At 42.6% G+C, this 11,972-nt stretch carries 9 protein-coding genes; 3 read left to right on the plus strand and 6 right to left on the minus strand.

Annotated features, from left to right (window positions below):
- Positions 1 to 74: 74 nt before the first annotated feature.
- The gene (locus ACTNEW_RS13260) at positions 75 to 947 is read right to left on the minus strand and encodes a hypothetical protein (RefSeq protein WP_441061879.1); all 873 of its coding nucleotides are present in this window, start codon (positions 945 to 947) and stop codon (positions 75 to 77) included.
- Between the two features lie 333 nt (positions 948 to 1,280).
- Between ACTNEW_RS13260 and ACTNEW_RS13265 the strand changes: the two genes are divergently transcribed.
- On the plus strand, positions 1,281 to 1,592 hold the full coding sequence (locus ACTNEW_RS13265; protein WP_441061881.1) for an alpha/beta hydrolase: 312 nt from the start codon (positions 1,281 to 1,283) through the stop codon (positions 1,590 to 1,592).
- On the opposite strand, the gene ACTNEW_RS13270 is transcribed toward ACTNEW_RS13265, so the two are convergent.
- Positions 1,481 to 2,461: a LysR family transcriptional regulator gene (locus ACTNEW_RS13270; protein ID WP_441061883.1), complete on the minus strand. Its 981-nt coding sequence runs from the start codon at positions 2,459 to 2,461 to the stop codon at positions 1,481 to 1,483. The genes ACTNEW_RS13265 and ACTNEW_RS13270 overlap by 112 nt on opposite strands.
- Positions 2,462 to 2,743: 282 nt before the next feature.
- On the opposite strand from ACTNEW_RS13270, the gene ACTNEW_RS13275 reads away from it, so the two are divergent.
- Entirely contained in the window at positions 2,744 to 4,186 is a 1,443-nt protein-coding gene (locus ACTNEW_RS13275; protein ID WP_441061884.1) for an aspartate ammonia-lyase, read from the plus strand.
- Between the two features lie 123 nt (positions 4,187 to 4,309).
- Positions 4,310 to 5,173: a YitT family protein gene (locus ACTNEW_RS13280; protein WP_441061886.1), complete on the plus strand. Its 864-nt coding sequence runs from the start codon at positions 4,310 to 4,312 to the stop codon at positions 5,171 to 5,173.
- A gap of 238 nt (positions 5,174 to 5,411) precedes the next feature.
- Here the strand turns inward: ACTNEW_RS13280 and ACTNEW_RS13285 are convergent, their stop codons facing one another.
- From ACTNEW_RS13285 to ACTNEW_RS13300, 4 genes are all read right to left on the minus strand, one after another.
- Positions 5,412 to 6,869, minus strand: a complete 1,458-nt coding sequence (locus tag ACTNEW_RS13285; protein WP_441061888.1) for a uracil-xanthine permease family protein — start codon at positions 6,867 to 6,869, stop codon at positions 5,412 to 5,414.
- A 225-nt stretch (positions 6,870 to 7,094) separates the two neighbouring features.
- On the minus strand, positions 7,095 to 8,951 hold the full coding sequence (locus ACTNEW_RS13290) for an AAA family ATPase (RefSeq protein ID WP_441061890.1): 1,857 nt from the start codon (positions 8,949 to 8,951) through the stop codon (positions 7,095 to 7,097).
- Positions 8,952 to 9,395: 444 nt separating this feature from the next.
- The gene (locus tag ACTNEW_RS13295) at positions 9,396 to 10,655 is read right to left on the minus strand and encodes a chloride channel protein (protein ID WP_441061892.1); all 1,260 of its coding nucleotides are present in this window, start codon (positions 10,653 to 10,655) and stop codon (positions 9,396 to 9,398) included.
- A gap of 173 nt (positions 10,656 to 10,828) precedes the next feature.
- Entirely contained in the window at positions 10,829 to 11,860 is a 1,032-nt protein-coding gene (locus ACTNEW_RS13300) for a YARHG domain-containing protein (protein WP_441061894.1), read from the minus strand.
- Positions 11,861 to 11,972 lie beyond the last annotated feature (112 nt).

Consider the following 11,972-nt stretch of genomic DNA (forward strand, 5'->3'; position numbering starts at 1 on the left):
CTTCTCCTGTAAGTGCATTTATTAGAAAAGCAGGCTTCCCGGAACCGGCTTTTCAGATTATTTCTGAAAATGTTTTATGGCTTTTCAGTGTTTTCCGTGTATTGTTCTTTAATCTCCAGATACTTTTCATAAGATTCATCCAGTATCTGGCAGGCCTTCTCCGGAGATATATGCATTTTTTTTATGATCTTATCTACATCCTCTGCAAATCGCTTATCATCTGCTTTTTTTGAAGCTTCCTCCCTCTGTACCTCAATATCCATTTCGTAATCATACTCTGCCATTAACATATTTACCACCTCGCTGCTCTTTCTTAAAAGATAGTCTGCAAGAATGCCTTTCTCTATGCATTCTTTTACTGCTTTCTGAAGCTGGTCCTCATCTTCTCTGTATTTTCTGGTTGCTTCTACGAACTGGCTGTATTCTCTCAATACTTTACATTTCTCAAGTATCTCATGTTGTTTGTCAGGGTTGATATTAATTACTTTTACAGCTAATTCGAGGCTTATGTTTTCTTCTGTTTCGCAAAATGCAGCAGACAGTTTCAGAATCTGCTCAGCTGGATAATCTTCTGTTCCATTATAAAACACAAAAAACCTTGGTGTCGGAATCTTCACAAGACTGGTTTTATAGCGATCCCGTACAGCTATTATCTTCTCGTACTCTCTTGCAATATAAAGCAGATCCCTCAGTGGAATATTCGGATTTACCGTACTTTGATGTTCACTCAGTACAATTTTTTGATTTCTGACTGTAAAAGCCACGTCATTTTTTAAATTCTTAAAGAGTACATCTTCCAGACTGATTACTTTAATCAATTCCGGATCCGTATCATTTGTGTCATAAAGAGCATTATGTAACTCCAGAAGGTTTTCTTTTGCGGTTTCATCTTTACAGAACAGATCTGTAAAGACACTGTCCTTATGTTCCCGATTTTCTTTTGCCATTCATTTCCTCGCTTTCCCTGCTAACGCAGATTTTTATATAGACAGGAAAAGCGCCCTGACACACATTCCTGAATATACCATAAATAGATATTCCTTTTTCGGAACGTTTGTCATTCGTAATAGTATAAGTACATCCTTATCTTAAATATACACTGTTCGGCAGATGATGTAAAGAATAGCTTCGCGCCTGATTTATCGGTAATTAATTCCATCATACATCTATTTGAAAACAATACGCAAATCCCATGCTTTTTTTTGACATCACTATCATTCTATTATAAACGCAGCTGAACACTATTTATCATCAAAGTTGATTGTCAAAAGGAGTATATTATGGAACTTGTCAAAGATATTGTTTATGGAACAGAAAATCCGGGGAAGCAGATTCTTGATCTTTATCTTCCTGACGGCAATACCTCCAATGTTCTGATCTATTTTCACGGCGGCGGGCTGGAGAGCGGTGATAAATCCACAGATCTTCCGGATAATTTCGGCATGCTTGCGGATCTTTGCAAAATTGTGGTATCCTCGGATTACCGCATGTACCCGGATGCTGTTTTTTCTGATTTTATTGAAGATTCCGCTGCTGCAGTTTTTAGAAATTCCTCCATCACTCTGGTGAAATACCGGCCTTTTTTCCAGTAGAAAAACAGTTTCCGGCTGCTGTCCTTCCCCTCCAGCTTATAGTAAATCACATTGGGATGATCTGTGCCCCGGCTGACCAGCGTATCACTGACAAAGGAAATTCCCAGACCGGAACAGGTAACGTTATAGGCAGTCTGCTGCTGATCCAGTTCAAATACAACATTCGGAGCAAAGCCATGATCCTGACAGAGGTTCATGGCTCTTTTTCCTGTATCATTATCCGGTTTCAGCAGGATAAAAGGCTCTTTCTCAAAATACTCCAGAGGAACCCCCGGGACTTCAGGATTCAGAAATGTCCCCTTCCTGATGTCCCCTGCACTGATCCCGTAACCCTGCAGTTTCTCATTGATTGAAAAAATCCCGGGCACCGCCAGAAGAAGATGTTCCTCCCGGTACTCGCATCTGTCAAAAACAGAACTGTCCAGAAGACAGTTATCCATTACAAGATCCACACCTCCGCTCTGCAAAAGTTTCTCCAGTCCGGATGTATTTTCCTCCACCAGAGCGATTTTTACCAGAGGATATTTTTTCGAAAACTCTCCCATGATCTGCGGAAGTACCCAGGAGGAAAACAGACTGCTGCCGCCCAGTACAAGGTTTCCGGTCTTCAGATCCCCCCAATCATTGATAAAATCCACAAATTCATTCTCCACTGCCATGATTTTTTCCACAGCACTGATGTATTTTTCCCCGCATTCCGTCAGACCCAGCGGCTTAGTACTCCTGTCAAAGATTGGATATCCAACTTTCTGCTCCACACGTTTTACCGCAGCACTGAGTGAGGGCTGTGAAATAAAAAGCTTCTGTGCCGCTTTTGAAAAACTCTTCTCCTGGTATACTGCGTAAACATATTCCATTCCCTGAAACATTGATTCCTCCCCGGTTCTTTTGCAATTCCATGTATATAGCTTTAAAGTTATAGTAATTATAAAAACATATATATTTGATTATAGTTTAACTCCGGTTTATACTATTTTCAACATAAAGTTGACGATACTTGTACAAGCGGACAATACCGTAAACCACCATGAGACTGACAGCACTAAAAATTGCAGAAAATTACTTGTATACGGCAGGCATACCTGCTGTCTCCACAGAAAGCGATACCGATACCACTTATCAGATAATAAAATTGAGGGAGGATTACCACCATGGAACAAAATCACAAAACAGATTATCGTGTAGAAAAAGATTCTATCGGAACCAAAGATGTACCGGAGGATGTCTATTACGGAGTTCAGTCTCTTCGTGCTGCTGAAAACTTTCCCATCACCGGTCTGAATATGCATCCGGAAATCATCAACAGTCTGGCTTATATCAAAAAAGCCGCTGCGATCACCAACTGCGAGATCGGGATTCTGGATAAGAAACGTGCCGCAGCCATTGTAAAAGCCTGTGATGAAATACTTACGGGAAAATTCCACGATGATTTTATCGTCGATCCCATTCAGGGCGGCGCGGGAACTTCCCTGAACATGAATGCCAACGAAGTAATCGCCAACCGTGCTATTGAGATTCTCGGCGGGCAGAAAGGAGATTATTCCATCGTCAATCCCAACGACCATGTTAACTGCGGTCAGTCCACAAATGATGTCATTCCCACAGCCGGCAAAATGACTTCTCTGCGTCTGCTGAAAAATTTAAAGAAAGAGCTTCTCCGTTTACATAAAGCTCTCTGCGCAAAAGCAGAGGAATTTGACCATGTGATCAAAATGGGCCGCACCCAGATGCAGGACGCGGTTCCCATCCGCCTCGGTCAGGAATTCCATGCCTATTCCGTTGCCATTATGCGTGACATGAAACGTATGGACAAAGCCATGGATGAAATGCGCTCCCTGAACATGGGCGGAACCGCTGTGGGAACCGGAATCAATGCAGATGAAGCCTATCTGAACCGCATTGTTCCAAACCTGGTAGAAGTATCTGATATGGAATTCGTACAGGCTTTTGACCTGATTGACGCGACACAGAATCTGGATCCGTTCGTTTCCGTTTCAGGTTCCATCAAAGCCTGCGCCGTAACTTTATCCAAGATTGCCAATGATCTGCGCCTGATGTCTTCCGGACCGAGAGCCGGTTTTGCAGAAATTAATCTTCCCGCCAGGCAGAATGGTTCCTCGATCATGCCGGGAAAGGTAAATCCTGTAATCCCGGAAGTCGTCAATCAGGTAGCCTTTAACATTATCGGAAACGACGTTACCATCACCATGGCAGCCGAAGCCGGACAGCTGGAACTGAATGCTTTCGAACCGATTGTATTTTACTGTCTGTTCCAGTCGATTGACACACTGGCTTACGCTGTCCGCACTTTTGTGGATAACTGCGTCACGGGCATCACTGCCAACGAAACCCGTTGCCGTTATCTGGTAGAAAACAGTGTGGGCATTATCACTGCCATCTGTCCGCACGTAGGCTATCAGAAAGCCGCCGACATCGCCAAAAAAGCACTGCAGACAGGAGAATCCGTCCGCAGCCTCATTCTTCGGGAAAAACTGCTGAATGAAGAGGAACTTGACCATATCCTGGATCCGGTCAATATGACAGAACCGGGAATATCCGGAAAAGAGATGCTTCTCCGGAAATCTCTCGGCTGAAATAATTCCTGAATTGTGAATCGCTCCTGCTTTTATCATTGACTTTTCCATCTGACAAATATGGACTTTTCCATGCGGGTGAGTTATGATAAAAATGTGATTAATGCAATTGGAGGGGGAACCATGAAAAATACGAATATGAAGCTTGAAATGAAGCGTTACGGCTGTGCAGCTTTCGCTGCCGTAATTTTTGCTTTGAATATCAAGACCTTTGTCCGGGCGGGCGGACTGTTTCCGGGCGGATTCAGCGGACTGACTTTGCTCTTTCAGAACATTTTCAGAACATTTGCCGGAGTGGAAATTCCATATACGCTCATCAACATTCTCTTAAATCTGTTTCCAGTGTACATAGGCTTCCGGTTTATCGGGAAGAAATTTACCATCAGTTCCTGCTGTGTTATTTTTCTTTCCAGTATCCTCACCGATATCATCCCGGTTCAGCCAATTACCTATGATACCCTGCTGATCAGTATCTTTGGCGGACTGATCAACGGACTGGCTGTCAGTCTCTGCCTCATCGGCAATACCAGCAGCGGCGGAACTGATTTTATTGCCATATATTTCTCAGAAAAAAGCGGACGTGATATCTGGAATTATATTCTTGGCGTCAATGCCTGCATCCTGCTCATTGCCGGTCTCCTTTTCGGATGGGAACGGGCGCTTTATTCTATTATTTTCCAGTTCACATCCACACAGGCAGTTCAGATTCTGCACCAGAGATACAAGAAACATACACTTTTCATCATCACGCAAAAACCGGATGTTGTCTATAGAGAAATCGCACAGCTCACGCACCACAGTGCCACCCAATTCGAAGGCACAGGCTGTTATACCGATGAAAAAACAAGCATGATCTATTCCGTCGTTTCAAGGGAAGAGGCAAAGATTCTTGTAAGAAAAGTAAAAGAAGCCGATCCTATGGCCTTCGTGAATATCATTAAGACAGACTACATCAATGGACGTTTTTACCATAAGACAGATTATTAGAATGACTCTCAGCTGACGCTGTCGGGTTCTGGATTTTGGCTCGTATCTGTGAAGGTACGGAACAGATACAATAGAAACCAATAGATACGAGATAAGCAAGAATAACAAACGGGGATACTGCAGTTCACCATCGGAACTGAGGCATCCCCATTTTTATACTGTTATTATGATTTGGAATCAAATTTATACTGTTATTAGATTTGGAATCAAAAAAGATGTGCTTCTGATGTCATATCCATCATTTCTTCTGCTTCGCTTTCTTCTCTGCCAGAATCTCTTCTGCAATTTCCACTTCGGATTTTTCATCCGGCGGAAGTACAATATTCAGAATAATGGCAAACAGTGCTGCCGGAACAATTCCTGAACCCCCGAAAATCAGGGAAATGGCGGAAGGAAGGTGTGCAAGTATTGCAGAGTTTGCACCGATTCCGTAGCCCAGTCCAAGTGCTACAGATACAATCGTAACATTTCTCGGTGTAACAGGCCATTTTGTAATAAGCTGAATACCGCTGACTACAATGGATGAGAACATCATAACAGCCGCACCGCCGAGAACGCTCTGCGGCATAATGGAAATCAGCGCAGCAAGTTTTGGAAACAGTCCGCATGCAATCAGGAAAATACCGCCTGTCGCAATGGAAAAACGATTGACAACTTTATTCATTGCAACCAGACCAACGTTCTGGCTGAAAGAAGTATTCGGCAATACGCCAAAAAGAGCTGCAAAAGAAGATCCCAGTCCGTCACACATCACACCGCCGGAAAGTTCTCTGTCTGTTGCTTCTCTTCCAAGACCGCCTTCTGTGATACCGGAAATATCACCAACGGTTTCCACTGCTGTTACCACAAACATAATACAGATCGGAACAATTGCTTTTGCATCAAACACCCATTTCACAGGCATAATCTTCGGAATTGCAAACCAGGACGCATCCGCAACTTTGCTCCAGTTCAGCACCCAGGCTTTGGTTGCCTCCACTGTCTCACCGGCATCATTGACATAGGTAAAAGTTGTAGGAAGAATCATGCCCATGATTCCAACCAGAATATATCCCACAATAATACCGATCAAAATGGATGAAAAACTGGTAAATCCTTTGGTTCCATGCTTCAAAGCCACAATCACGATCAATACAACAAAACCCACAAACAGATTTTCCAGAGAACCATAATCTGCTGCAGAACTTCCTCCTCCAAAAGAACCGATACCTACAGAAATCAACGAAAGACCAATGGACAATACCACAGTGCCTGTAACAACTGCCGGGAAAAATTTGCGCAATGGCTTCAGAAAGCCGCCCAGCACCGTCTCAAACAAACCTCCGATAAAGGAAGCTGCCAGAATCGCACCGTATCCTGCCACACCGCTTCCCATCACTGCTGCAACACTCTTGCATACTCCGATAAAACCGGAACTTGTTCCCATAACGATAGGAAGTTTACCTCCCACCGGCCCGATGGTAAAAATCTGAACCAGCGTAACAATTCCCGCAATCAGCATGGCATTCTGAAGCAATGCAACCTGAAGTTCACTTCCCGATTCAATTCCACATGCTCCTGTAATAATCAGAAGCGGTGTCAGATTTCCCACAAACATAGCCAGCACGTGCTGCAGTCCAAGGGGAATTGCCACCTTCAGAGGCGGACGCCCATCAAGATCATACGGAGTTACTGCATTATTTTGTTTTTTCTCCATAACCGTTCCTCTCTTTCACTTTCTCGTTTGCAATTTACACGAAAAAAGCAGTTCAGCCATTCTTTCAGGCAGGAGCTGCTTCTTCGCAAATATATTTGAATTATAACTCGTTTCCGGCATTTCTGGCAAGTATTTCTTTTCTGGTTTACTGCGCAAAACTTCCACTGAAATGGAACTTCTTATTTCTCCATATCCTTTTGCCTTCATTTTTCATTTGGGCCAAAGCTATTCGCACCTCTTCTTCACCTCCACGTTTTTACCTGCAAAGGCAATACCGTATTTTACGATTTCCTTAATCCCACGATCTTTCATGTCTGTATCATAGTGCTTATCATCAATCTGATTCAATGCTTCTTCGGCAGATGCCGATAGATCTGATTGATCCTTTGTCGCTTTAAATTCCATAATAATGCCCGGCATGGAATGCATTTTAGGCTCCAGCGTAAGATCAAATCGCTCTTCACCAGATTCTCTGTTTGACCGGATATAATATCTTGAAGACATCCCGGCTGCCAGACCCAGCATCATACCATGGTAAAAACTTTCTGATGCTCCATCAAAACAACTGATACAGGTAATCATATATTTTCTAAGAGATTCCTGAAGCTTCTTTCCATCATTCAGGTAGAGAGCTTTTTCCAGTCCTGCCATAATATTACCATCTACGGTTCCTCTGAGCCAGGATAAAATCTCTGTATTATAGACTCTACGGATCTCTTTATTTGGTAATTCAAGTTCTATGAATGTTCCAAATTCGGTTTCCACCGCATCACTTACCGGTCTTAAATATCCGGCAATTAAAAGAAAGCTAAAGATGGTATCTATTCCATCTGTAATTCTGGGATAAATGACATCCATATTCAAGGATGCCTGAACCGCCTCTCCTTGCATCAAAGCAAACAGATTCTCTGCAATCTCCGGTGTAAGAGAAACCATAATTTCACGGATGACCTCATTATCACTCGTATTGGTCCAGTATGGTCTCGCCTGACAATTGTTATAAAAATAATTCGCAACTGACCATGGATTATAGATTTCTGTACTTCCGAAACGATATCCGTCGTACCATTCACGAAGTTCATCAAGCTTTTCCTCCTGTCCATAATATGATGCCATAGCATTTACTTCATCTATAGTAAATCCAAAATACTCACTGTACTTTTCATCCAATACAGAATTCACGATTGGATTATTCAATCCGCTGAACAAATTCTCTTTGGAAACACGAAGAATACCGGTAAGAACACCAAATGCCAGAGAAGCATTATCCTTAAGTCCTCCGGACATAAAATTACGCATAAATATTATCACATCGTCATAGAAATCTCTGGAATGGCCTTGCTGAATCGGAGTGTCATATTCATCGACCAAAATTACAACCTTCGACTGATAATGTTTCTCCAGTATGCGACTCAGATTCAGAAGCGCCCTGGTATACTCCACCTCACTAAGCTCATCCGACTGTATTCTTGTCAAATAATCCTGTTCTACCGGGTTAAGACAGTCGCTTGTAAAAAGTTCTTCATGTCTCATGAATTCATCACGAATCACATTTTTGATTGCAATATAGGTACTGTCCCAATCAGAGAACTTTGCATCTTTAAAAGTAAGGGAAATAACCGGAAATACACCTTGCATCTTCTGATATTTTTCACCACATGCCCAGATCTGCTTATCTTTAAAATATACGGATGTATCTTCTTTCGTTTTTTCAAAGAAGGTCTTAAGCATATCCAAAGCGAGCGTCTTTCCAAATCTTCTCGGTCTGGTAAACAGAATAACCGGAATCTGATCATCAATCAAATCACGAATCAAGAGGGTTTTATCTACATAATAGCTGTTCTGTACCACGTCAATGTAGGAGGTGTTCCCAACTGAACAAGAAAGAATTGCATCATTTCCTACTTTGGGTTTTGCAGTACCAATATAAGCATATACTGTCTCCTCCGGAACTTGCCAGCTTCGACCTGCTCTCACAGCACCTTCCATTTTTCCATCATTGCATAATCCTACAACTCTCCTTGTGGATAACCCCATAATTCTGGCTGCTTCTTTTGTTGAAATATATTTGGTATCAGTCATGTTATCACCTCTTTCGGAAACAGTATAACATTTATCGGAAATTTATTCAATTTATTTCCGTAGAATTTCCGTTATATTTCTTCTATGATTCCGAAGAGACTCATCTTTAATGGTAATCTTTCTGTAACGTAGAATAGATATTCATGATTTTGCGGCAAGTAATTGTAAATTTTGTTAGAATGATGTATACTGTTTGCAACGGACACCCCCTTGTTTGAGTGAGTATGTTGTTGGTGGTACTTCAATTATACATCATTCTTCAGTGGGTGTCTTTATTTTGTGCAATATTTGGGATTTACTCATTTATAGTTATAAAAATAAACCAAATTGCTACAGCTTTATCCCCAACTCAAAGTATTTATTACTGAGTGAAAACCCACGATCATTCATGAAACTCTCTGTGATTCCCAAGAACCCCTTTTCATTCACCATACCTCTTCTTTCTCATCTGCAAGTCGCGTCAATAAATTCCGGTGCCTCTTTGGAATAAAGAATCTTCTGCTTGCTGTACAATCCATAATACCCGGAAAGCATATAACTGACCGCCGAAGCCAGCAGCATCCACTCCATCCCCTTTCCTCCAAAAAGCTCCATGCCAAGACAGATCGCTGTAATCGGACAATTCGTTACACCGCAGAACAGCGCAACCATCCCAAGCATCGCGCCAAAAGACGGTGAAAGACCCAGAAGACCACCCGCCACGCAGCCGAATGTAGAACCAATAAATAATGTCGGAACAATTTCGCCCCCTTTATACCCGGCTTCCAATGTCAACGCCGTAAAAATCATTTTCAGCAGAAATGCCTCCGGCCGTGCATTTCCCGCAACCGCCTCCTCAATCACACGCTCTCCTACACTCAGATAATCACCTGTTTGAAGAATCAGTGTCAATCCTATGATCAGAAGTCCTCCTACAAATGCTCTGACATAATGATTCTTAAAACAATGTTCATACCAATGTCCTGTTTTATGCAAGATCACACAGAAAATAATACTCACCACAGCACACCCAAGTGCCAGCACACAGACACGTCCTCCTGTCAGTAAATCAAAGCTTTCCGGCATGCCAGATACCGTAAATCCCATATGTCCGACTTTAAAATATCTGGCAATGGTATCTGCGGTAAGCGCCGCAACAGAACAGGGAACCAGCGCTGAATAATGCATAATTCCCACACTGACTACTTCCAGAGAAAACACCGCTGCAGCAACTGGCGTTCCGAACAATGCTGCAAAACATGCGCTCATTCCGCACATTGTATAAACATGCATGGTTCTCTCTTCCGCTTTTGCCCAGCGGCCAAGCTGCTGTGCGATACTCCCGCCCATCTGGAGCGCTGCACCTTCACGTCCGGCACTTCCTCCGCACAGATGTGTCAGAAGTGTTCCCACAAAAATAGCAGGTGCCATACGAAAAGGAACTTTACTTTTTGTCCGGATCGACAAAAGCACCCTGTTGGTTCCCCGATGCCTCCGAAGTCCTGCAAAATGATAAATTGCAACAATCAGAAGCCCTGCAAACGGAAGTCCGAATAATAACCACGGATACTGCGCCCGAAGCCCCGTTACCATCTTCATTCCGTAAGCAAATCCTGTTCCGCAAAATCCCACAACAGTTCCTACTCCAAGTCCAATCATCACCCACTGTAAAAAAACTGAGGCATAATGTCTGACTGCGTGATATACTTCTCTGACATGTTCCATTTTTCTTTCCCCAAAAAATACCAGCTGAATCAGATGAAATCATTGGTCATTTTAATGATTTTCCACCATCAGCTGGAATTCTTTTCTTTCCTGTAATTTTTGTCTTTTGCACTATCAGCTGCTGTAATTCTCTTGCACTTTCAGCTGCTGTAATTCTCTGTCTTTTTGCACTTTCAGCTGCTGTAACTCTCTGTCTTTTCGTAAGTTCCGTTGATACTCTTGGAATTACCCACAGTCACACTGTTCTGACCTGCCGCTACAGTAATACCATTCATTCCCTTGCCGGAAAGAACATAATTATTTCCACTGGATTTCACAATATTACCTGACATTTTGCCGATACTGCCATTTACATAATAAACGATCATCGTTACCGTACCGCACTCGGTACCTTCGCCGGCATCTTCAATAGAAAAATCTGTATACAGACTGATCTGCATCACAACTTCCTTACTGTCTGTATAAAGATGATACTCTCCGGCAAAATCCGAATACACACCGGATTCCGAAGAACTTCCCGATCCGGCATAATTTCCGGAATTCATGGCATCGGACAGCTTACTAATATTGGCATTTTCATACTCATTGAAAACACTCTCATCAAAATCAGACGGAGCAATCGTACCGTAATACCAGGACTGCTGATTGAAATAATCCTGATATTCTTTCATGTCAAATTTACGGCCGCGGCGGGCATAAATCTCATTGATCGCAAGCTGCTGCTGTTCTTTTGTCAGCGCTGAAACCTCCGCATCCGTCACGTAACGCAGATCACTTCCCGGAAGAAGATAGCTCAGTTTGCCCTGCAGTTTCTCAATATTTTTTTCTTCAATGCTGTTAAAAACATTTACATCAAAGGAATCAGCTTCTACGGTTCCGGAATACCAGGATTTTTCATTGAAATAATCCTGGACCTGGGATATCACAAATTTTCTGCCGTGACGGGCATAGATTTCATTGATTGCCATCTGTCTCTCGCTGTCAGACAGATTGGAAAGCGTATCTGAAGAAATCTCAGCACTGTCTGAATTCGGCACAATATAATAGTCCGGTGATCTGTCAAGCCCATCCACCAGAACATTTCCGTCTGTAATCGCCGCCTGTACCTCCACGACACCTCTCATTCCCACAGGATTTCCCATTGTCAGCATGCACGCCACAAGACCTGCCGCCATCATTTTATTCATCCACTTTTTTCTCATCATAAATTCCTCCCTATTAAGTCAAGTCTTTTTTCCTTGAATATCAAGGATTTTTTCAATATATCATCAATAAATATCTCAGAAGAAGGAGCCATAGGAATGGACATTTCTCTGT

Source organism: Blautia sp. HCP3S3_G3 (assembly GCF_052063365.1).
In the GTDB taxonomy this organism is placed as follows: Bacteria; Bacillota; Clostridia; order Lachnospirales; family Lachnospiraceae; genus Blautia_A.

Coding starts and splice junctions, on each gene's coding strand:
- ACTNEW_RS13295 (WP_441061892.1), bottom strand. CDS start 10,655: ATGGAACATGTCAGAGAAGTATATCACGCAGTCAGACATTATGCCTCA.
- ACTNEW_RS13300 (WP_441061894.1), bottom strand. CDS start 11,860: ATGATGAGAAAAAAGTGGATGAATAAAATGATGGCGGCAGGTCTTGTG.
- ACTNEW_RS13265 (WP_441061881.1), top strand. CDS start 1,281: ATGGAACTTGTCAAAGATATTGTTTATGGAACAGAAAATCCGGGGAAG.
- ACTNEW_RS13270 (WP_441061883.1), bottom strand. CDS start 2,461: ATGTTTCAGGGAATGGAATATGTTTACGCAGTATACCAGGAGAAGAGT.
- ACTNEW_RS13280 (WP_441061886.1), top strand. CDS start 4,310: ATGAAAAATACGAATATGAAGCTTGAAATGAAGCGTTACGGCTGTGCA.
- ACTNEW_RS13285 (WP_441061888.1), bottom strand. CDS start 6,869: ATGGAGAAAAAACAAAATAATGCAGTAACTCCGTATGATCTTGATGGG.
- ACTNEW_RS13260 (WP_441061879.1), bottom strand. CDS start 947: ATGGCAAAAGAAAATCGGGAACATAAGGACAGTGTCTTTACAGATCTG.
- ACTNEW_RS13290 (WP_441061890.1), bottom strand. CDS start 8,951: ATGACTGATACCAAATATATTTCAACAAAAGAAGCAGCCAGAATTATG.
- ACTNEW_RS13275 (WP_441061884.1), top strand. CDS start 2,744: ATGGAACAAAATCACAAAACAGATTATCGTGTAGAAAAAGATTCTATC.